General features: G+C 72.0%; 18 protein-coding genes. 2 read left to right on the top strand and 16 right to left on the bottom strand.

Features of this window, described 5'->3' with window-relative positions; translation table 11 throughout:
• Positions 1–119 precede the first annotated feature (119 nt).
• A complete protein-coding gene (locus ACWDX7_RS27925; protein WP_451490578.1) occupies positions 120–1,598 on the bottom strand; it encodes an RsmB/NOP family class I SAM-dependent RNA methyltransferase in 1,479 nt (492 codons plus the stop codon).
• Between the two features lie 175 nt (positions 1,599–1,773).
• Entirely contained in the window at positions 1,774–2,718 is a 945-nt protein-coding gene (gene fmt, locus ACWDX7_RS27920) for a methionyl-tRNA formyltransferase (RefSeq protein ID WP_451490579.1), read from the bottom strand.
• A gap of 536 nt (positions 2,719–3,254) precedes the next feature.
• On the opposite strand from fmt, the gene ACWDX7_RS27915 reads away from it, so the two are divergent.
• On the top strand, positions 3,255–3,776 hold the full coding sequence (locus tag ACWDX7_RS27915; protein ID WP_451490580.1) for a hypothetical protein: 522 nt from the start codon (positions 3,255–3,257) through the stop codon (positions 3,774–3,776).
• Positions 3,777–4,124: 348 nt separating this feature from the next.
• On the opposite strand, the gene ACWDX7_RS27910 is transcribed toward ACWDX7_RS27915, so the two are convergent.
• The 14 genes from ACWDX7_RS27910 to pyrR all read right to left on the bottom strand — a co-directional run bounded on the left by ACWDX7_RS27910 (position 4,125) and on the right by pyrR (position 20,927).
• Positions 4,125–6,293, bottom strand: a complete 2,169-nt coding sequence (locus ACWDX7_RS27910) for a primosomal protein N' (RefSeq protein WP_451490581.1) — start codon at positions 6,291–6,293, stop codon at positions 4,125–4,127.
• A 167-nt stretch (positions 6,294–6,460) separates the two neighbouring features.
• A complete protein-coding gene (metK, locus tag ACWDX7_RS27905) occupies positions 6,461–7,669 on the bottom strand; it encodes a methionine adenosyltransferase (protein ID WP_451490582.1) in 1,209 nt (402 codons plus the stop codon).
• Positions 7,670–7,863: 194 nt separating this feature from the next.
• Positions 7,864–9,078, bottom strand: coding sequence for a bifunctional phosphopantothenoylcysteine decarboxylase/phosphopantothenate--cysteine ligase CoaBC (gene coaBC / locus ACWDX7_RS27900; RefSeq protein ID WP_451490583.1), 1,215 nt, complete (start codon positions 9,076–9,078; stop codon positions 7,864–7,866).
• A gap of 126 nt (positions 9,079–9,204) precedes the next feature.
• Positions 9,205–9,477, bottom strand: coding sequence for a DNA-directed RNA polymerase subunit omega (rpoZ, locus tag ACWDX7_RS27895; RefSeq protein WP_004948662.1), 273 nt, complete (start codon positions 9,475–9,477; stop codon positions 9,205–9,207).
• 62 nt (positions 9,478–9,539) lie between these two features.
• Positions 9,540–10,103, bottom strand: coding sequence for a guanylate kinase (gene gmk / locus ACWDX7_RS27890; RefSeq protein ID WP_451490584.1), 564 nt, complete (start codon positions 10,101–10,103; stop codon positions 9,540–9,542).
• Between the two features lie 61 nt (positions 10,104–10,164).
• Positions 10,165–10,488, bottom strand: coding sequence for an integration host factor (locus ACWDX7_RS27885; RefSeq protein ID WP_030008746.1), 324 nt, complete (start codon positions 10,486–10,488; stop codon positions 10,165–10,167).
• Positions 10,489–10,824: 336 nt separating this feature from the next.
• Positions 10,825–11,658, bottom strand: coding sequence for an orotidine-5'-phosphate decarboxylase (pyrF, locus tag ACWDX7_RS27880; protein ID WP_451490585.1), 834 nt, complete (start codon positions 11,656–11,658; stop codon positions 10,825–10,827).
• Between the two features lie 14 nt (positions 11,659–11,672).
• Complete coding sequence (locus tag ACWDX7_RS27875; protein ID WP_451490586.1) at positions 11,673–12,788, bottom strand: quinone-dependent dihydroorotate dehydrogenase; 1,116 nt, start codon at positions 12,786–12,788, stop codon at positions 11,673–11,675.
• Positions 12,789–12,867: 79 nt separating this feature from the next.
• Complete coding sequence (gene carB, locus ACWDX7_RS27870) at positions 12,868–16,176, bottom strand: carbamoyl-phosphate synthase large subunit (RefSeq protein WP_451490587.1); 3,309 nt, start codon at positions 16,174–16,176, stop codon at positions 12,868–12,870.
• Positions 16,169–17,326, bottom strand: a complete 1,158-nt coding sequence (gene carA, locus ACWDX7_RS27865) for a glutamine-hydrolyzing carbamoyl-phosphate synthase small subunit (protein ID WP_451490588.1) — start codon at positions 17,324–17,326, stop codon at positions 16,169–16,171. Before carA ends, carB begins: the two co-directional genes overlap by 8 nt.
• The gene (locus tag ACWDX7_RS27860) at positions 17,323–17,913 is read right to left on the bottom strand and encodes a PH-like domain-containing protein (protein WP_451490589.1); all 591 of its coding nucleotides are present in this window, start codon (positions 17,911–17,913) and stop codon (positions 17,323–17,325) included. The genes carA and ACWDX7_RS27860 overlap by 4 nt, the downstream gene beginning before the upstream one ends.
• Positions 17,910–19,196, bottom strand: a complete 1,287-nt coding sequence (locus ACWDX7_RS27855; protein ID WP_451490590.1) for a dihydroorotase — start codon at positions 19,194–19,196, stop codon at positions 17,910–17,912. The genes ACWDX7_RS27860 and ACWDX7_RS27855 overlap by 4 nt, the downstream gene beginning before the upstream one ends.
• Positions 19,197–20,189, bottom strand: coding sequence for an aspartate carbamoyltransferase catalytic subunit (locus ACWDX7_RS27850; protein WP_451490591.1), 993 nt, complete (start codon positions 20,187–20,189; stop codon positions 19,197–19,199).
• Between the two features lie 141 nt (positions 20,190–20,330).
• Entirely contained in the window at positions 20,331–20,927 is a 597-nt protein-coding gene (gene pyrR / locus ACWDX7_RS27845; RefSeq protein WP_451490592.1) for a bifunctional pyr operon transcriptional regulator/uracil phosphoribosyltransferase PyrR, read from the bottom strand.
• A 271-nt stretch (positions 20,928–21,198) separates the two neighbouring features.
• On the opposite strand from pyrR, the gene bldD reads away from it, so the two are divergent.
• Entirely contained in the window at positions 21,199–21,699 is a 501-nt protein-coding gene (gene bldD / locus ACWDX7_RS27840) for a transcriptional regulator BldD (protein WP_451490593.1), read from the top strand.
• Positions 21,700–21,857 lie beyond the last annotated feature (158 nt).

The raw sequence follows: 21,857 nt of genomic DNA, 5'->3' as shown, positions 1-21,857 counted from the left end.
ACGGGGTCCTGAGGCGGGAGCGGTCCGCGCGGGTGCGCCGGCCCCGCGCGGGGCCGGCGCACCCGCGCGGACCGCTCCCGCCTCAGGACCCCGTGCCGGGGTGCGGCGGGCCGGGGCATTTACGCCGTGCGCCTCAGCAGTGCCAGGTACATCGCGTCCGTGCCGTGCAGGTGCGGCCAGAGCTGGACGTCCGGGCCGTCGCCCAGGGCGGGGACGCCCGACATGTACGGCCGGGCGTCGATCAGTTCCGCCGCCACCGGCGTCGCGCCCGCGCCGCGTCCCTTCAGGACGTCGTCCACGACCACCCGCGTCTCCGCCAGGTGCGGCGAGCAGGTCGCGTAGCCCACGACCCCGCCCACCCGCACGGCCGACAGCGCCTCCCGCAGGAGCCCGCGCTGGAGCGGGGCGAAGCCCTCCAGGTCCTCCGGGCGGCGGCGCCAGCGGGCCTCCGGGCGGCGGCGGAGCGCGCCGAGGCCGGTGCACGGGACGTCCACCAGGACGCGGTCGAAGGAGCCCGGCAGCCAGGGCGGCCGGGTGCCGTCGGCCGCGATGACCTGGTACGGGCCGGGGTTGCCCGCGAGCGCGCGCTCCACGAGCCGCGCCCGGTGCGGCTGCTTCTCGGAGGCCAGCAGGAACGCCCCGCGCCCGGCGGCCAGGGCCGCGAGCAGCGCCGCCTTGCCGCCCGGTCCGGCGCAGCCGTCCAGCCAGCGGGTGTCGCGGCCTTCGACCGGCACCGCCGCCAGGGCCAGCGCCACCAGCTGGCTGCCCTCGTCCTGGACCCCGGCGCGCCCGTCGCGCACCGCCTCCAGCGCGCCCGGTTCACCGCCCTCGGCCATCCGCACCGCGTACGGGGACCAGCGGCCGGGCAGCGCCGAGTCCTCGCCCACCGCCTCCAGCAGCTCCTGCGGCGTGGACCGCCCGGGCCGCGCGACGAGGGTCACCTCGGGCCGCTCGTTGTCGGCCTCCAGCAGGTCCTCGATCCCGGCGCGGCCGCCGCCCAGCGCGTCCCACAGGGCGCTGACGACCCAGCGCGGGTGCGAGTGGTACACCGCGAGGTGCTCCTCGGCGTCGTCCTCGTACGGCGGCGCGACCCGCTCCAGCCAGCCCTCCAGATCGTGCGCGGCGATCTTGCGCAGGACGGCGTTCACGAACTTCGCTCGCCCGTCCCCGAGCACCACGCGGGCCAGCTCCACGCTCGCGGACACCGCCGCGTGCGTCGGGATCCGGGTGCCGAGGAGCTGGTGCGCGCCGAGGGAGAGCACGTCCAGCACCGGCGGGTCGACCTCGCGCAGCGGCCGGTCGATGCAGGCCTTGATGACGGCGTCGTAGGTGCCCTGGCGGCGCAGCGTCCCGTAGACCAGCTCGGTGGCCAGCGCCGCGTCCCGGGCCTGGAAGGCCTCGTCCTGGCGGGCCTTGCGCAGCAGCGGGGGCAGTACGAGGTTCGCGTACGCGTCCCGCTCGGCCACCGCCCGCAGCACCTGAAAGGCGAGCATCCGCACGGGGTCCTTCTTGGGCCGGCGGTGCGGCTTGGCCTGCTTGGCGGCCTTGCCGGCCGTGCCTGGGGCGGCGGCGGGTCGGCGACCGGTCTGTTCGCTCACGTGAAAGGTGCTCCGGGGTTACGAGACGTACTGGCGTACTGACGAATGCTGTGACGACGACTGCTAGGAGTCGTACGGGAGGCGTGCGTACCGCGCGTACCGCGCGTGCGGTACGGAAGGTACGCGCTCCGGGTGAGGGGGATGGTGCGTACGGCGGGGGCGCGGCTGCCTGGAATCAGCCTACGTCGGCCCCGCCGAGCCGCTCGCCGGGAGCGATCCGCACCCCGCGCGCCCAGTCGGCGCCGCGCATCGGCTTCTTGCCCTGCGGCTGCACCCAGAGCAGCTCCACGGCGTGCGAGCCGGTGCCCGCGTAGACGTTGTTCTTGGCCGGTGCCAGCACGCCGGGCGCCAGGTCGGTGCGGTCGGGCACCATGCCCACCGAGACCAGCTTGAGCCGCTCTCCCCGGAAGACGGTCCACGCGCCCGGCGCCGGCGTGCAGCCGCGCACCACGCGGTCGACACGCATCGCCGGGGCGGTCCAGTCGATCCGGGCGTCCTCCACCGTGATCTTCGGCGCGAGCGAGACGCCGTCGGCGGGCTGCTCGACGGCGCGCAGGGTGCCGTCCTCGATGCCGTCCATCGTGGCGGTGAGCAGTCCGGCGCCGGCGAAGGCGAGCCGGGTGAGCAGGTCGCCGCTGGTGTCGGTCGGCCGGATCTCCTCGGTGAGGATTCCGTACACCGGACCGGAGTCCAGGCCCTCCTCGATCAGGAAGGTGGACGCACCGGTGACCTGGTCCCCGGCCATGATCGAGTGCTGGACGGGCGCCGCGCCGCGCCATGCGGGCAGCAGCGAGAAGTGCAGGTTGACCCATCCGCGCTTGGGGATCTCCAGGGCGCTCTGGGGAAGCAGCGCGCCGTAAGCGACGACGGGACAGCAGTCCGGGGCGATCTCCCGCAGCCGGGCCTGGAAGTCGGGGTCACGCGGCCGGGCGGGCTTGAGGACCTCGATGCCGGCCTCCTCGGCGCGCTCGGCGACCGGGCTGGCGACGAGCCGCCGGCCGCGGCCGGCCGGTGCGTCGGGCCGGGTGACGACGGCCGCGACCTCGTGCCGCCCGGAGGCGATCAGGGCGTCCAGGGCGGGCACGGCGACCTCGGGGGTGCCTGCGAAGACGAGCTTCACTGGGGTCCTACCTCGCTATTTCGGCTGTCAGCAGCACACCAGTCTATGGGGCGGGTGCCTCAGGGGGCGTCCCGGCGACGAGAACGGGCCGGTGCGCTGCCGGGCTCCGCGCGGCCGGCCGGCCGCCATGCCCCCGCCCAGGCCCTGTCCGGGCGATCTCCGCGGGCCCGCGCTGCCTGGCACGGCGCCTCCCTGCGTTGTCGGAGCGCGCGAGTACGGCCACGTACGAGCTGCGCCCCTCGCCTTGCGATGCACCGCACCAGACAACGCGGCCTGATCCACGAAGACCGCCCCGACAGAACGTAGGGGTGTGTCGCCGCGGGGGGCCGCTTCGGCGACGGGGCCGGGGGCACGGCGTACGGCCCCTAGGGGGCGTACGGACAGGGACGCGCCCCTCGCATATGCCGACACGCCCCCACAGCGTGACCTGGGCGCCGGGTGACGCGTTGGTCAAGAGAGATTGACCAAAACGGGCCGCGTTTGAACGGTGTCTGCGGCCCGATCCGCCCTTCAGCACCGGTTCGAGAGGCTTCTTCATGGCCGACCACGCCACCCACGACGCCCAAGCCCGGGCCAGCCTGCACCTCCTGGTGCGGGACATCGAGCGGGTCAGGCGGCAGGTGGATGCCCTGCGCACGCTCACCGCCCAGCTCGGCAATGTGTACCGCCCGCGCCGCTCGGGTCCCTCCACGGGCTTCGTCGTCTACGGCCGGGCGCCCGCGCCCACCGTCCGCCTCGCGCAGGAGTTGCGGGACAGCGTCGAGACGCTGGTCACGGCAGCGGTCGACTTCGACCGCTCGCTCGGCTTCTCGTGGGACGCGGTCGGCTCGGCGCTCGGTGTCACCAAGCAGGCCGTGCACCGCCGCTACGGTGCCCGCCGCGCGCAGAGCGCCGAGTCCGCGGAGCCGCTGGCCGAGGGGGCGACCACCCGGACCCTGGCGCCGCTCTCCACGGTCCCGGCGGCGCGCTCGGTGCCGCCGCAGCTCGTGCGCGAGGAAACCCAGGCCGCGGCGGGCGCATCCCGCCAGGCGGCCTTCCCCGGGCCCCGCAACGGCTGACCGCTCCCTGCTCCCAACCGCCGGGACGCCGACCCCCGACGGCCGACCTCCGAGCCTCCGTGCCTGAACCCCGCCCCCGGCGGGCGACCCGAGCGGTCGTCCCGCCGGGGGTTTTCGCGCGCCGCTATCACCGGCCGACCGCCCCGCCGGTCCCGGGCCGGCGGGATGAACCAAGCCCCCGGCGCCCCGGCCGGCCCGTCCCGCCCGCGGCCGCCCCGGCCCAGCCCGCCCGTATCTCCTCCGGCTCCGCCCCGGCCCCGACTGCCCCCGCCCGGTGGGCCGATGTGCCGCCGCCGTACTGCCCCGCCCGGTGCGGCCGCTCCAGCCGCTGGGGCCACTGGGGCTCTGTCAGCCGATGTCCAGGGGGTCGATGCGGACCCGGACCGCGTCCGACGCCGGCCCGCCCCGCGCCAGGCGGGCGGCCTGCGCCGCCTTCAGGGCGGCGGCGAGAGCCGAACCGCTGCCCGGCGGGACCCGGACGAGCGCCCGCTCCCCCGGCGACGGCTCCCCGCGCCGCCCCGGAAGCGGCACGGGGCCCAGGACCTCCGCGTCCGGCGGCAGCGCGGCAGCGGCCAGGAAGGCTTCCACCGCCTCGCCCCGCCCGGCCACCGCCGCCATCCGGGACACCGGGGGGAAACCGAGCTGCGCCCGCTCCGCGAGCTCGCGGACCGCGTGGCCGACCGGATCCCACCGCACCAGCGCCTGGACGGGCCGCAGCGTCGGCTCGGCGACCACGACGACCTGCCCCTCGCCCCGTACCAGCGAGGCGGCCGCCAGCCACCGGCGCAGCGCCTCCTCGCCCGCCCGCAGGTCCGGCCGGGACAGCATCGCCCAGCCGTCCAGCAGCAGCGCCGCCGCATAGCCTTCGCCCGCCGCGACCGGTTCGGCCCCCGGCGTGCACACCACCAGCGCGGGGCGGTCGGGCACCTCGTCCAGGATGTGGTCGCGCCCCGAGGTCCGGACGGGCACGGCCGGGAAGGCCCGGCCGAGCTCCTCGGCCGTCCGCCGGGCGCCGACGACCCGGGCCCGCAGCCGGAAGGAACCGCACTCCTCGCAGTGCCAGGACTGTTCGCCGCGCCCGCACCATCCGCACTCCAGGTCCCGCTCGTCGGGGGCCTCCAGCGGCCCCGCGCAGACCGTGCAGCGGGCGGGCGTACGGCACCGCTCGCACGCCAGCCGGGGCACATAGCCCCGCCGCGGCACCTGTACCAGGACGGGCCCGGTCTTCAGCCCCTCCCGTACGGTCTCCCACGCCAGGGTCGGCAGCCGGGCGGTCCGCGCCGCCCCGTCCCGGGCCAGCAGTTCGTCGCCCACCGTCCGGATCCGCGGGGCGCTGGCGCGCACCGTCTCGCGGCTGGCGACCAGGGGCCGGGCCCAGCCCGACTCGACCAGCTGGGCGGCCTCCACGGTGCAGCTGGTGCTCCCGGCGAGGAAGCCGCAGCCTTCGCTGACCGCGCGCAGCTCCAGTACCTCCCGGACGTGCGGGAAGGGCGCGCGGTCCTCGCTGTGGCTGGAGTCCCCGTCGTCCCAGACGGCGACCAGCCCGAGGTCCCGTACGGGCGCGAACATCGCGGCGCGGGTCCCGATGACGGCCCGCACCGAGCCCCGGTGGACGGCGAGCCACTGCCGGTACCGCTTCTCGGGCCCGGATTCGGCGGTCAGCAGGGCGTGCCGTCCCTGGCCGAGCAGGGCGGTGAGCGCCGTGTCCACGCGGGCGGCCGTGCGTCCGTCGGGCAGCACGGCGAGGGCGCCCCGGCCCGAGGCGAGGGTGGCGGCGATGGCCCGGGCGAGCTCGTCGGCCCAGCCCGGGCCGGGCAGGGCGGTCCACACCGCGCGGGGGGCCCCGCCGGTGGCAAGGGCGCGCAGGAAGGCGGGCCCGGCTCCGTACCGCTCCCAGCCGCCGGGCTCGGGCGCGGCGGGCGGGGGCAGCGGTTCCGGTGAGGGCTTGGCCTCGGCGCGGGCGTTGCGCGGGGGCAGGGCGAGCTGGAGTACGTCGGCCAGACTGCCGGCATACCGGTCGGCGACGGCCCGGGCGAGGGCCAGCATGCCGGGGCTGAGCACCACTTCGGGGGAGACGACGTGGGCGAGGGCGGCCAGGGCTCCGTTGTAGTCGGAGTCGGCTCGGCGCTCCACGATGAAGCCGTCGATGAGGCCGCCGCCCTCGCGGCGGCCGCCGTGCACCTGGTGGGAGCCGGCGCCGAAGCGGACCCGGACGCGGACGCCGGGCTGAGCGGACTCGGACAGTTCCTCGGGGACGGCGTAGTCCCACAGCTGGTCGAGGTGGAGGACGCCCTTGTTGACGAGGATCTGGGCGACGGGCAGGTCCCGGGCGAGTGCGGCGCCCCGCCAGGTGCGCGGTTTCGCCTTGGGCGCCTTGGCCTTGGCCTCGGCGACCATGTCCCGCATCAGAGCGAGCTGCTGCGGCGGCCCGCCGGGACCGCCGTCCCCGGACCGCTCCCCGGACCATTCGCCGGGCCCGTGCGGGGACCCTTCCTGGGAATCGTTCGTGCTGCTCACACCGGCATTCTTACAAACGGCACCGACAACGCCGGCGGTGAGCGGGTGCGAGCACAGACGGAAGGGCCCGTACCGTTTCCGGCCGCTGTGCGACAGCGTCCGTTCCCGGTCCGGGCCCTTCCCTCAGGCGTTCTTCGTTCTTGCGACTACGGCGTTCTGCCGTGTGCTCACAGACCGGCGGCGGCGCGCAGGGCGTCGACGCGGTCGGTGCGCTCCCAGGTGAAGTCCGGCAGCTCGCGGCCGAAGTGGCCGTAGGCGGCGGTCTGGGCGTAGATCGGGCGCAGCAGGTCCAGGTCGCGGATGATGGCGGCCGGGCGCAGGTCGAAGACCTGGCCGATGGCGTCCTCGATCTTCTCGACCTCGACCTTGGCGGTGCCGAAGGTCTCCACGAACAGGCCGACCGGCTCCGCCTTGCCGATCGCGTACGCCACCTGGACCTCGCAGCGCGAGGCCAGCCCGGCCGCGACCACGTTCTTCGCGACCCAGCGCATCGCGTAGGCGGCGGAGCGGTCCACCTTGGACGGGTCCTTGCCGGAGAACGCGCCGCCGCCGTGGCGGGCCATGCCACCGTACGTGTCGATGATGATCTTGCGGCCGGTCAGGCCGGCGTCGCCCATCGGGCCGCCGATCTCGAAACGCCCGGTCGGATTCACCAGCAGCCGGTAGCCCTCGGTGTCCAGCTTGATGCCGTCCTCGACGAGCTGGGCCAGCACGTGCTCGACGACGAACTCGCGGATGTCGGGAGCGAGCAGCGAGTCCAGGTCGATGTCCGAGGCGTGCTGCGAGGACACGACGACGGTGTCCAGGCGCACGGCCTTGTCACCGTCGTACTCGATGGTGACCTGCGTCTTGCCGTCCGGGCGCAGGTAGGGGATGGTCCCGTTCTTGCGGACCTCCGACAGCCGGCGCGAAAGCCGGTGCGCCACGTGGATCGGCAGCGGCATCAGTTCGGGCGTCTCGTCGCAGGCGTAACCGAACATCAGGCCCTGGTCGCCCGCGCCCTGCTGGTCGAGCTCGTCCTCGTCACCCTCGACACGCTGCTCGTACGCCGTGTCGACACCCTGCGCGATGTCCGGGGACTGCGCACCGATCGACACCGACACACCACAGGAAGCGCCGTCGAAGCCCTTCTTCGAGGAGTCGTAACCGATCTCCAGGATCTTGTCGCGGACGAGCTGCGCGATCGGGGCGTACGCCTTCGTCGTCACCTCGCCCGCGATGTGCACGAGACCGGTGGTGATGAGGGTCTCCACGGCCACACGCGAGGTCGGGTCCTCCCGCAGCAAGGCGTCGAGGATCGTGTCGCTGATCTGGTCAGCGATCTTGTCGGGGTGGCCCTCGGTCACGGACTCCGAGGTAAACAGGCGGCGGGACACATCGCTCCCTGGGGTTGCAGCGGCTGCTGGCTGATCACTTGGCGGAACCACACCGGGGGCTGCGCCCGGTCACGTTCCGAGTGCAGTTTATCGGTCGCCACCGTTTGCCGGACCACCCGTCTCGCCCTATGGGAGCCATGTGACCTGCGGCACGTCATTCTGGCGCACGGATTTGCCGAGGAGAAGGCTTGCGCTCAGGCGCGTCGGAGCGCGAGAAGCGGCGCGACGTGATCCCAGATGACGTCCGCCAGCGCTTCCTTCGGACCGTAGGGGATCTGGGATTCGGATCCATTGGAACCGAGGATGACCGCCTCGTTCTCCTCCGAACCGAAAGTCTTGGATTCCCCGACCTCATTGACGACAAGGAGGTCGCATCCCTTGCGCAGGAGTTTGGCGCGCCCGTTGGCCAGCACGTCGTCGGTCTCGGCGGCGAAACCGACCACGACCTGCCCGTCCCGCGCCCGGTCGGCGGAGATCTCCGCGAGAATGTCAGGATTGCGGACGAGCGCCACCGGCGCGGGCTCCTGCCCGTCCTTCTTCTTGATCTTCCCGCCCGCGTACTCGGCGGGACGGAAGTCGGCCACGGCCGCGGCCATCACCACGGCGTCGGCGTCCGCGGCCGCCTTGAGCACCGCCTCGCGCAGTTGTACGGCCGTCCCGACGCGTACGACCTCCACCCCGGCCGGATCGGCCAGCGCGGTATTGGCCGCCACGAGGGTGACCCGGGCGCCGCGGGCGACGGCCGTGCGGGCCAGCGCGTAGCCCTGCTTGCCGGAGGAGCGGTTGCCGAGGAAGCGGACCGGGTCCAGCGGCTCCCGGGTACCACCCGCGCTGATCACCACGTGGCGTCCGACGAGGTCGGGCTCGGTCACGCCACGGGCCAGCACCCGCCGGCACACCTCGAAGATCTCCTCGGGGTCGGGCAGCCGGCCCTTGCCGGTGTCCTTGCCCGTCAGCCGCCCGACGGCGGGCTCGATGACGACGGCTCCGCGCCGCCGCAGCGTGGCGACGTTCTCCTGGGTGGCGGGGTGCTCCCACATCTCGGTGTGCATGGCGGGGGCGAAGACCACCGGACAGCGCGCGGTGAGGAGGGTGTTCGTGAGCAGGTCGTCGGCCAGCCCGTGGGCCGCCTTGGCCAGCATGTCGGCGGTCGCCGGTGCGACGACGACGAGATCGGCCGCCTGCCCGATGCGTACGTGCGGCACCTCGTGGACGCTCTCCCAGACCTCGGTGGAGGCCTCGTTGCCGGACAGCGCGGCCCAGGTGGCCTCGCCGACGAAGTTCAGGGACGCCGCCGTGGGCACCACGCGCACCTCGTGCCCGGACTCGGTCAGCCGGCGCAGCAGCTCACACGCCTTGTAGGCGGCGATCCCGCCGCTGACTCCCAGCACGACCTTCGGCTTGGCCACCGCACACTCCCCTTCGACACGCCCGGCACACCGGACGCCTTCGGCTTCTGATCGTCGTACCACCCATGACACACCACAGGCCCGGCAGATGTTCTGCCGGGCCTGTGGTGAAAGGAATCTCGTGCCTTACTGAGCCGGGGCCTCGATGGCCTCGGAGGTCAGCAGACCCGCGTTGATCTCGCGCAGCGCGATCGAAAGCGGCTTCTCGTGGACGTGGGTGTCCACCAGCGGGCCGACGTACTCAAGCAGGCCCTCACCGAGCTGCGAGTAGTACGCGTTGATCTGACGCGCGCGCTTGGCCGCGTAGATCACGAGGCTGTACTTCGAGTCCGTAGCCTCGAGCAGCTCGTCGATCGGCGGGTTGATGATGCCCTCGGGCGCAGTGATGGAAGAGGACACGCTCTACCTTCCGAAGATGGGTGAAAGATCAAGCATTGATCGAATGAAAAATCGATCAACGATCAGACAACTTCCATCAAGGCTAGCAGCTCACGGGCCACGTCCTCGACGGAGGTATTGACAAGGGTGGTGTCGAACTCGGATTCGGCAGCGAGTTCGATCTTGGCGGTTTCCAGCCGGCGCGCGATGACCTCCGCCGATTCGGTACCCCGGCCGGTGAGCCGGCGGACCAGCTCGTCCCAGCTCGGCGGGGCCAGGAAGACCAGCTGGGCTTCGGGCATGGACTCGCGGACGAGTCGTGCGCCCTGGAGGTCGATCTCCAGCAGTACCGGCACGCCCTTGTCCAGGTGCTCCAGCACCGCGCCGCGCGGTGTGCCGTAGCGGTTGCCCGCGAACTCGGCCCACTCCAGCAGCTCGCCGTTGGCGATCAGCTTGTCGAACTCGTCGTCGTTGACGAAGAAGTACTGGACTCCGTGTCGCTCACCGGGCCGCGGCTTGCGGGTGGTGGCCGACACCGAGAGCCAGACCTCGGGGTGGACCTTGCGCATATGCGCGACGACCGTGCTCTTGCCGACGCCCGAAGGGCCGGAGAGCACGGTCAGCCGCGGACGAACCTCTGCTGCCATAAAGCGATTATCCAGGTTCCCAGGACTGCCTGAGAACGCCGGGAGAACTTCAGTCGACGCTTCAGGCGCCGGTGCTGCCGAACTCGCGCTCCAGAGAGGCGATCTGGTTGGAACCGAGACCTCGGACACGCCGGGATTCGGAGATGCCGAGGCGCTCCATGATCTGCTTGGCGCGGACCTTTCCCACGCCGGGCAGGGACTCCAACAGGGCGGAGACCTTCATCTTGCCGATGACGTCGTTCTCCTGCCCCGTCTTGATGACCTCTTGGAGGGAGGCGCCGGAGTGCTTGAGTCGATTCTTCACCTCGGCCCGCTCCCGGCGAGCCGCGGCGGCCTTTTCGAGCGCGGCTGCGCGCTGTTCAGGGGTAAGGGGCGGAAGAGCCACGCCTACGTCACCTCGGATGTCGAACTGTCGGATACGGACCGGTGGGGAGCTCGAAGGCACCACACCAGGCGAGCTCCCGAACAGCGGTGGAACTCGTTCGCTGCTCGTTCACTCTGCTCGGAGACTAGCGGCCATGGCCGCTCCAGTCAGCGAGAACGAACGAAAAGTCCTGGTCAGCCTCTACTGAACCGTACATCACGGACAAAATACCCCTGTTTTGTCCGGTGGAGGACGTTCGAATTTCGTCAGGTCGTGCGGGGTGCCGGGTCCGGCGGGGCCGTTTTCCGCTCCGCCGGACGCCGAAGGCGGCCGAACCACGGCCGGGACCGCGGCCGGTCAAGCGGAGACGGCCTCGCGGATCCCGTCCGCGAACTCCCGCGCGGCCGTCCGCAGGGCAGCCACGTCCGGGCCGTGCTTGAGTACGCCCCGCGACACGTTCGGCACGACGTTGCGCACGGCCTTGCCGAACACGCCCGGCAGGTCTGCCGCGGTCGCGCCCTGCGCGCCGATGCCCGGGGCGAGCAGCGGGCCGTTGATGTCCAGGTCGAAGGAGGACAGGTCGCCCAGCGTCGCGCCGACGACCGCGCCGAAGGATCCCATCGGCGCCGCGCCCGCGTTCTCCGCCGCCAGGTGCGCCAGCATCGTCGCGCCGATCGTGCGCCCGTCCTCGCGTACCGCCCGCTGGACCTCCGCCCCCTCCGGGTTGGAGGTCAGGGCGAGCACGAACAGGCCGGCTCCCGATCGCCGCGCCAGGTCGACGGCCGGGCGCAGCGATCCGTAGCCCAGGTACGGGGACACGGTCAGCGCGTCCGAGAACAGCGGCGAGGCCGGGTCCAGGAAGGCGGAGGCGTACGCGGCCATCGTGGAGCCGATGTCGCCCCGCTTGGCGTCCATGAGCACGAGCGTGCCCGCCGCCCGCGCGTCAGCCACCGTGCGCTCCAGCACCGCGACGCCCCGGGAGCCGAAGCGCTCGAAGAAGGCGGCCTGCGGCTTGAAGACCGCCACCTGGTCGGCCAGCGCCTCCACCACGGTGCGGGAGAACCGCTCCAGGCCGGCGATGTCGTCCCCCAGGCCCCACTGCGCCAGCAGGGCGGCGTGCGGGTCGATGCCCACGCACAGCGGGCCTCGGGAGTCCATCGCCTCGCGCAGGCGGGTACCGAAGGGGGTCACAGGGGTCCCAGGGGTCACAGCGCGGCCTTTCGGGTCTCGGCGCCCACGGCTTCGGCGAGCGTCGCGTACGGGCTGGCGGCAAGGTGCGCGGCCAGGCCCTTGTGGAGGGCGCGGGCGTACAGCGGGCCCTCGTAGATGAAGGCGCTGTAGCCCTGGATCAGCGTGGCACCGGCCAGGATGCGCTGCCAGGCGTCCTCGGCGTTCTCGATGCCCCCGACCCCCACGAGGACCAGCCGGTCCCCCACACGGGCGTACAGGCGGCGCAGCACCTCCAGGGAGCGTGCCTTGACGGGAGCGCCCGAGAGGCCGCCGGTCTCCTTCACCAGGGAGGGCGGCGACTTCAGGCCCAGCCCCTCGCGGGCGATGGTGGTGTTCGTCGCGATGATGCCGTCCAGCCCCAGTTCCAGCGCGAGGTCGGCGACCGCGTCGACGTCCTCGTCGGCCAGGTCCGGCGCGATCTTGACCAGCAGCGGGACCCGGCGGTCGGTCACCACCCGGTCAGCGGCCTCCCGTACGGCCGTCAGGAGCGGCCGCAGCGACTCCGTGGCCTGGAGGTTGCGCAGCCCCGGCGTGTTGGGCGAGGAGACGTTCACCACGAGGTAGTCCGCGTGGCGGGCCAGGCGCTCCGTGGAGGCCACGTAGTCGGCGACGGCCTCTTCCTCCGGCACCGCCTTGGTCTTGCCGATGTTGACGCCGACGACCGTCTTGAAGACCGGCTTCCGCGCCGCCAGCCGCTCGGCGACGGCGGCCGAGCCCTCGTTGTTGAAGCCCATCCGGTTGATCAGCGCCCGGTCCGGCACCAGCCGGAACAGCCGCTTCTTCGGGTTGCCCGGCTGGGGCTCGGCGGTCACCGTGCCGATCTCGACGTGGTCGAAGCCGAGCATCGCCATGCCGTCGATGGCGACGGCGTTCTTGTCGAAGCCCGCCGCGAGCCCGAAGGGGCCGTGCATCCGCAGCCCGAGGGCCTCGGTGCGCAGTTCCTCGTAACGGGGGGCGAGGAAGGCCGCGATGAAGGTGCGCAGCACCGGCGTGCGGGCCGCGAGGCGGATCCAGCGGAAGGCCGCGTAGTGGGCCCGCTCGGGGTCCATCCGCTTGAAGACCAGGTCGAAGAAGAGTCGGTACGTCGTCACTGTCGTGAGGATCCTTGTGCGCTCATGAAGAGGGGGACACCCGTCGTGAAACCGGTGTCCCCCTCCCCTGTACGGGCTGCTAGTCGCGGGCTGCGGTCAGGTGCTCGGCGTGCTCCTGGAGCGAGCGCACGCCCACGTCGCCGTGGGTGAGGGCGTCGATGCCCTGCACGGCCGCGGCGAGCGCCTGGACCGTGGTGAGGCACGGGACGCCGCGCGCCACGGCCGCCGTGCGGATCTCGTAGCCGTCGAGGCGGCCGCCGGTGCCGTACGGGGTGTTGACGATCAGGTCGACCTGGCCGTCGTGGATCAGCTGGACGATGGTCTTCTCGCCGCCCGGGCCCTCGCCCTCGCTGAGCTTGCGCACCACGGTGGCGTTGATGCCGTTGCGGCGCAGCACCTCCGCCGTGCCCGAGGTGGCGAGCAGCTCGAAGCCGTGGGCGACGAGCTCGCGCGCCGGGAAGATCATCGAGCGCTTGTCGCGGTTGGCGACGGAGATGAAGGCGCGGCCCTTGGTGGGCAGCGGGCCGTAGGCGCCGGCCTGGGACTTGGCGTAGGCGGTGCCGAAGACCACGTCGATGCCCATGACCTCGCCGGTCGAGCGCATCTCCGGGCCGAGGACGGTGTCCACGCCGCGGCCGTGGATGTCGCGGAAGCGCGACCACGGCATGACGGCCTCCTTGACGGAGATCGGCGCGTCCAGCGGCAGGGTGCCGCCGTCGCCGGTCTTCGGCAGCATGCCTTCGGCGCGCAGCTCGGCGATGGTGGCGCCGAGCGAGATCCGCGCGGCGGCCTTCGCGAGGGGTACGGCGGTCGCCTTCGAGGTGAAGGGGACGGTACGGGAGGCGCGCGGGTTGGCCTCCAGGACGTAGAGGATGTCACCCGCCATCGCGAACTGGATGTTGATCAGGCCGCGGACGCCGACGCCCTTGGCGATGGCCTCGGTGGAGGCGCGCAGGCGCTTGATGTCGTAGCCGCCGAGGGTGATCGGGGGCAGGGCGCAGGCCGAGTCACCGGAGTGGATGCCGGCTTCCTCGATGTGCTCCATGACGCCGCCGAGGTAGAGCTCGGTGCCGTCGTACAGGGCGTCGACGTCGATCTCGATCGCGTCGTCGAGGAAGCGGTCGACCAGCACGGGGCGGGTGGGCGAGATCTCGGTGGACTCGGCGATGTACGACTCCAGCCGCGCCTCGTCGTAGACGATCTCCATGCCGCGGCCGCCGAGCACGTAGGACGGGCGGACGAGGACCGGGTAGCCGATCTCGTCGGCGATGGTCTTCGCACCCGGGAAGGTGGTGGCGGTGCCGTGCTTGGGCGCGGGCAGGCCGGCGTCGGCGAGGACCTGGCCGAAGGCGCCGCGGTCCTCCGCGGCGTGGATGGCCTCGGGCGAGGTGCCCACGACCGGGACGCCGTTGTCCTTGAGCGCCTGGGCGAGACCGAGGGGGGTCTGGCCGCCGAGCTGGACGATGACACCGGCGATGGGGCCGGCGAGCGTCTCGGCGTGGACGACCTCCAGCACGTCTTCGAGCGTCAGCGGCTCGAAGTACAGGCGGTCGGAGGTGTCGTAGTCCGTGGAGACGGTCTCGGGGTTGCAGTTGACCATCACGGTCTCGTAGCCGGCGTCGCTGAGCGCGAAGGAGGCGTGGACGCAGGAGTAGTCGAACTCGATGCCCTGGCCGATGCGGTTCGGGCCGGAGCCCAGGATGATGACGGCGGGCTTCTCGCGGGGGGCGACCTCGGACTCCTCGTCGTACGAGGAGTAGAAGTACGGGGTCTTCGCGGCGAACTCGGCGGCGCAGGTGTCGACCGTCTTGTAGACGGGGCGGACGCCGAGGGCGTGCCGGACCTCGCGGACGACGTCCTCGCGCAGGCCCCGGATCTCGGCGATCTGGACGTCGGAGAAGCCGTGGCGCTTGGCCTCGGCGAGCAGCTCGGGGTGGAGCTTGTCGGCCGCGGCCAGCTCGTCGGCGATCTCCTTGATCAGGAAGAGCTGGTCCACGAACCAGGGGTCGATCTTCGTGGACTCGAAGACCTCTTCCTGGGTGGCGCCGGCGCGGATGGCCTGCATGACGGTGTTGATGCGGCCGTCGGTCGGGCGCACGGCGGTGGCGAGGAGTTCGTCCTTGTCGCCCGGCTCACCGACGAAGGTGAACTGGGAGCCCTTCTTCTCCAGGGAGCGCAGGGCCTTCTGCAGCGCCTCGGTGAAGTTGCGGCCGATGGCCATGGCCTCACCCACCGACTTCATGGTGGTGGTGAGGGTGGCGTCGGCGAGCGGGAACTTCTCGAAGGCGAAGCGCGGGGCCTTGACGACGACGTAGTCGAGGGACGGCTCGAAGGAGGCCGGGGTCTTCTCGGTGATGTCGTTGGGGACCTCGTCCAGCGTGTAGCCGATGGCCAGCTTGGCGGCGATCTTCGCGATCGGGAAGCCGGTGGCCTTCGACGCGAGCGCGGAGGAGCGCGAGACGCGCGGGTTCATCTCGATGACGATGACACGGCCGTCGACCGGGTCGATCGCGAACTGGATGTTGCAGCCGCCGGTGTCGACGCCGACCTCGCGGATGATCGCGATGCCGATGTCGCGCAGCCGCTGGTACTCGCGGTCGGTGAGCGTCATCGCCGGGGCGACGGTGATCGAGTCACCGGTGTGGACGCCCATCGGGTCGAAGTTCTCGATGGAGCAGACGACGACGACGTTGTCCTTGGTGTCGCGCATCAGCTCCAGCTCGTACTCCTTCCAGCCGAGGATGGACTCCTCCAGGAGCACCTCGGTGGTCGGGGAGAGCGTGAGGCCCTGGCCCGCGATGCGGCGCAGCTCCTCCTCGTTGTGGGCGAAGCCGGAGCCGGCGCCGCCCATGGTGAAGGAGGGGCGTACGACGACGGGGTAGCCGCCGAGGGTGTCGACGCCCTGGATGACGTCGTCCATCGAGTGGCAGATGACGGAGCGGGCGGACTCGCCGTAACCGATCTTGGCCTTGACGGCCTCGACGACGCCCTTGAAGAGGTCGCGGTCCTCGCCCTTGTTGATGGCCTCGACATTGGCTCCGATGAGCTCGACACCGTACTTCTCCAGCACGCCCTGCTCGTGCATGGAGATGGCGGTGTTCAGCGCGGTCTGGCCGCCGAGGGTCGGGAGCAGCGCGTCGGGGCGCTCCTTGGCGATGATCTTCTCGACGAACTCGGGGGTGATCGGTTCGACGTACGTGGCGTCGGCGATCTCCGGGTCGGTCATGATCGTCGCCGGGTTGGAGTTGACCAGGATCACCCGCAGGCCCTCGGCCTTGAGCACGCGGCAGGCCTGGGTGCCGGAGTAGTCGAACTCGGCGGCCTGGCCGATGACGATCGGGCCGGAGCCGATGACCAGGACGGACTGGATATCGGTGCGCTTAGGCACGCTCGGCCTCCATCTGGGCGGTTTCCATCAAAGACGTGAAGCGGTCGAAGAGGTACGCGGCGTCGTGCGGGCCGGCGGCCGCCTCGGGGTGGTACTGGACGCTGAAGGCCGGCCGGTCGAGCAGCCGCAGGCCCTCGACCACCTGGTCGTTCAGGCAGACGTGGGAGACCTCGGCGCGGCCGTAGGCGGTCTCGGAGACCTTGTCGAGGGGCGCGTCGACGGCGAAGCCGTGGTTGTGCGCCGTGACCTCGACCTTGCCGGTGCTGCGGTCCTGCACCGGCTGGTTGATGCCGCGGTGGCCGTACTTCAGCTTGTAGGTGCCGAAGCCGAGGGCGCGGCCGAGGATCTGGTTGCCGAAGCAGATGCCGAAGAGCGGCGTCCTGCGCTCCAGGACGCTCTGCATGAGGGCGACGGGACCGTCGGCGGTGGCCGGGTCGCCGGGGCCGTTGGAGAAGAACACACCGTCCGGCTGGACGGCGTAGACGTCCTCGACGGTGGCGGTGGCGGGCAGCACGTGCACCTCGATGCCGCGCTCGGCCATCCGGTGCGGGGTCATGCCCTTGATGCCGAGGTCCACGGCGGCGACGGTGAACTTCTTCTCACCGATCGCGGGGACGACGTACGCCTCCTTGGTGGCGACCTCCGCGGAGAGGTTGGCGCCCTTCATCTGCGGGGCCTCCTGCACCTTCGCCAGCAGTACGGCGTCGTCCATCACGGCCGCGCCGGAGAAGATGCCGACGCGCATGGCACCGCGCTCGCGCAGGTGGCGGGTCAGGGCGCGGGTGTCGACGCCGCAGATCCCGACGACGCCCTGCGCGACCAGCTCCTCGTCCAGCGAGCGCCGGGAACGCCAGTTGGACGGGACGCGCGCGGGGTCGCGTACGACGTAGCCGGACACCCAGATGCGGGCGGACTCGGGGTCCTCGTCGTTCACGCCGGTGTTGCCCACGTGCGGGGCGGTCATCACGACGACCTGCCGGTGGTACGACGGGTCGGTGAGGGTCTCCTGGTAGCCGGTCATCCCGGTGGAGAACACGGCCTCGCCGAAGGTCTCCCCCACAGCGCCGTAGGCACGGCCGCGGAAGATCCGACCGTCCTCCAGGACGAGTACGGCGGGAGCTTTGGCTGCTCCCCTGGTGGAGGTCGTCATCGTGCGGCGCCTTCCGTCTTGGTGGATGAGTTCATGAGGTTGAGGGCTTCGACCCAGGCGGCGTGTTCCGCCGCGCGGTCGGAGCGGAATCCGGAGTCGATCAGCGTGCCGCCGTGCGCCCAGGTGACGACGAGCAGACCGCCCTCGGTGAGTACCTTGCCCGCGATTCCCTTGTCGAGGCGGGCGCCGCGCAGCTGCGCGGCCGGTACGAAGAAGTCGTTGGCCCCCGGACGGACCACGTCGAGGCCCGCGTCGGTGAGCGTGAGCTCCACCCGGCTGCGCAGGCCCAGACCGTGGGCGACGATCCGGTCGAGCCACTGCCCGGCGGTGGTGGAGCCGTGGTAGCGGCCGGTCAGGGCCAGCCGGTGCTCGGGCAGACCGTCGGGGGTGGCGGGCAGCTCCGGCAGATCGTTCTGCAGAGCGCCGCGCCATTTCCAGCCCTGGCGCATCAGCCAGTACACGAAGGCGATGAAGACGAGGAGACCGGCCACCCACGCGATGCGCGCGCCGACCTCCGTCACCTCCGCCGACTGTCGCATCGAGTCCTCGGCGGCCTCGGCGGCCAGTTGGATTACTGCAGGTGTCACGCCAGCGTCCCGTCCACGACCGTTGCCCGGCCCCGCAGGAAGGTGTGAGTGACGCGGCCCGGCAGCTCACGGCCCTCGTAAGGCGTGTTGCGGCTGCGGGAAGCGAAGTGCGCGGGGTCCACGACACCACGGTACGAGGTATCGACCAAGGTCAGGTTCGCGGGTTCACCTGCCGAGACGGGCCGGCCGTGGTTCGCGAGGCCGCCGATGCGCGCCGGGGCGAAGGACATCCGCTCGGCGACGCCCGCCCAGTCGAGCAGTCCGGTCTCCACCATCGTCTGCTGGACGACGGAGAGCGCGGTCTCCAGGCCCACCATGCCCATGGCGGCGGCGGCCCACTCGCAGTCCTTGTCCTCGTGCGGGTGCGGGGCGTGGTCGGTGGCGACGATGTCGATGGTGCCGTCGGCGAGGGCCTCCCGCAGGGCCATGACGTCGGCTTCCGTGCGCAGCGGCGGGTTGACCTTGTAGACCGCGTTGTACGAGCGCACGAGCTCCTCGGTGAGGAGCAGGTGGTGCGGGGTGACCTCGGCGGTGACGTCGATGCCGCGGGCCTTGGCCCAGCGGACGATCTCGACGGAGCCGGCGGTGGAGAGGTGGCAGATGTGCACGCGGGAGCCGACGTGCTCGGCGAGCAGGACGTCCCGGGCGATGATCGACTCCTCGGCGACGGCGGGCCAGCCGCCGAGGCCGAGCTCGGCGGAGACGACGCCCTCGTTCATCTGGGCGCCCTCGGTGAGGCGGGGCTCCTGGGCGTGCTGGGCGACGACGCCGCCGAAGGCCTTCACGTACTCCAGGGCGCGGCGCATGATCACGGCGTCGTCCACGCACTTGCCGTCGTCGGAGAAGACGGTGACGCGGGCGGCGGAGTCGTGCATGGCGCCCAGCTCGGAGAGCTGCTTGCCCTCCAGGCCGACGGTGACGGCGCCGATGGGCTGCACGTCGCAGTAGCCGGATTCCTTGCCCAGGCGCCACACCTGCTCCACGACGCCTGCGGTGTCGGCGACCGGGAAGGTGTTGGCCATGGCGAAGACGGCGGTGTATCCGCCGGAAGCGGCGGCGCGGGTGCCGGTCAGGACGGTCTCGGAGTCCTCGCGGCCGGGCTCGCGCAGGTGGGTGTGGAGGTCGACCAGGCCGGGGAGGAGGATCTGGCCCTCGGCCTCGATGACGGTGGCGCCGTCGGCGGACAGCCCGGTACCGACCTGGGCGATGGTCTCGCCGTCGATCAGGACGTCCTGCGCCTCGCCGCCGAGTACCTTCGCGCCACGGATCAGGATCTTGCTCATTTACTTGCTCTCCTCGGTACGGGCGGCGGCGGGGGTGGTGGTGAGGGCGGGCTCGGAGCCTCCGAGCAGCAGGTACAGGACTGCCATCCGGGTGGAGACGCCGTTGGCGACCTGTTCGACGGCCGTGCAGCGCTCCGAGTCGGCGACCTGGGCGGTGATCTCCATGCCGCGGTTCATCGGGCCGGGGTGCATGACGATGGCGTGCTCGGGCATCTTCGCCATGCGCTCGCCGTCGAGCCCGTACCGGCGGGAGTACTCCCGTTCGGTCGGGAAGAAGGCGGCGTTCATGCGTTCGCGCTGCACCCTCAGCATCATCACCGCGTCTGACTTCGGCAGCACCTCGTCCAGGTTGTACGAGACCTCGCACGGCCAGCTCCCGACGCCGATCGGGACCAGCGTGGGCGGGGCCACGACGGTGACCTCGGCGCCGAGGGTGTGCAGCAGCTGGACGTTGGACCGGGCGACCCGGCTGTGCAGGACGTCGCCGACGATGGTGATGCGGCGGCCGTTCAGGTCCTTGCCGAGCCCGGCGTCGCGGCCGACCAGGCGCCGGCGCATGGTGAAGGCGTCCAGCAGGGCCTGGGTGGGGTGCTCGTGGGTGCCGTCGCCGGCGTTGACGACGGCGGAGTCGATCCAGCCGGAGGTGGCGAGCCGGTAGGGGGCGCCGGAGGCGTGGTGGCGGATGACGACCGCGTCCGCGCCCATGGCCTCCAGGGTCAGGGCGGTGTCCTTGAGGGATTCGCCCTTGGAGACCGAGGATCCCTTGGCGGAGAAGTTGATGACGTCGGCGGACAGCCGCTTGGCGGCCGCCTCGAAGGAGATCCGGGTGCGGGTCGAGTCCTCGAAGAAGAGGTTGACGACGGTCAGGCCGCGCAGGGTGGGCAGCTTCTTGATCGGCCGGTCCGCGACCCGGGCCATCTCCTCGGCGGTGTCGAGGATCAGGACGGCGTCGTCGCGCGTGAGATCGGCGGCCGAGATGAGGTGGCGCTTCATCTGGATGGCTCCGTAGGGCTGGAGGGCAGGCAGGCGGGCTGACTGACTGGCTGGCTGACCCGCTGGGACGCGGGCGGGCAGGACGGACCGGGGCAGGGCACGGCGCGGGACCCCCGTGGGAGGCCCCCTCGCGCGGACGCGCTACTGCTGCCCGGCTGCCTGGGTGGTCCGCTGGCCGAGCAGCACGGCGTCGCGGCCGTCCTCCTCCTGGAGCTGGACCTTGACGGTCTCGCGCAGCGAGGTGGGGAGGTTCTTGCCCACGTAGTCGGCGCGGATCGGGAGTTCGCGGTGGCCGCGGTCGACGAGGACGGCCAGCTGGACGGCGCGGGGGCGCCCGAGGTCGCCGAGCGCGTCGAGGGCGGCGCGGATGGTGCGGCCGGAGAAGAGCACGTCGTCCACGAGGACGACGAGGCGGCCGTCGAGGTCGCCGCCGGGGATCTCGGTGCGGCCGATCGCGCGGGCGGGCTTCATGCGCAGGTCGTCGCGGTACATGGTGATGTCGAGGGAGCCGACCGGGATCTTCGTACCGGTGATCTCTTCGAGCTTGGCGGCCAGCCGGCGGGAGAGGTGGACACCGCGGGTGGGGATGCCGAGGAGGACCACGTCGTCGGCGCCCTTGGCGCGTTCGACGATCTCGTGGGCGATGCGGGTCAGTACCCGCGCGATGTCCTGCGCTTCGAGTACGGGGCGCATGGCATCGGTCTGCTCATCGATCTGAGCGGCGTTCTGAGTGTCCATGAAAAGGACCTCCTTCTCCGCCTCACGGGACGGACCTTAAAGGACGTCTGATGTTCGCCTCTCACGGTACCAGGGTGATTCCGGCCGTCGCGCACCCTCCCGCGCCGGGCCGCTGCCCAGGGCGGCGCGGCGGCCGCTCACGAGGGGACGAGGAAGACCATTCGGCTTGACGCATCCAAGTAACGCTGCGTAACCTCACAGTGAGTTACCAGCGCGCGGCGGAGCCGCATGTCATCCATGTCGTCACAGCGTCACAGCGTCCGGGAGCGTTATGTCCAGCGAATACGCCAAACAGCTCGGGGCCAAGCTCCGCGCCATCCGCACCCAGCAGGGCCTTTCCCTCCATGGTGTCGAGGAGAAGTCCCAGGGCCGGTGGAAGGCCGTCGTGGTCGGTTCCTACGAGCGCGGCGACCGCGCCGTGACCGTCCAGCGCCTTGCCGAGCTGGCGGACTTCTACGGGGTTCCGGTGCAGGAACTGCTGCCGGGTACGACGCCCGGCGGAGCGGCCGAGCCGCCGCCGAAGCTCCGTCTCGACCTGGAGCGCCTGGCGGGCGTGCCGGCCGAGAAGGCCGGCCCCCTGCAGCGCTACGCGGCGACCATCCAGAGCCAGCGCGGCGACTACAACGGCAAGGTGCTCTCGATCCGCCAGGACGACCTGCGCACCCTGGCCGTCATCTACGACCTGTCGCCTTCGGTCCTGACCGAGCAGCTCATCAGCTGGGGCGTGCTGGACGCGGACGCGCGTCGCGCCGTGGCGCACGAGGACGCCTGAGTTCCTGGGCCCTGGACCAGCAGAAACGTTTACCGGTGGGTGCCGGAGGCCGCAAGGCCTCGGCACCCACCGGTTTTTCGTATCCGCCCCGGCCAGGGCGGCATGGGCGCGATCGGCATCACCTCCTCCGACGCCCAGGGCATGGGCCGTGCGGGCGA

The organism is Streptomyces sp. NPDC003034 (genome assembly GCF_053591375.1).
Note: the sequence above shows the minus strand (reverse complement) of the source record. Positions and strands in the feature narration are given on the sequence as shown.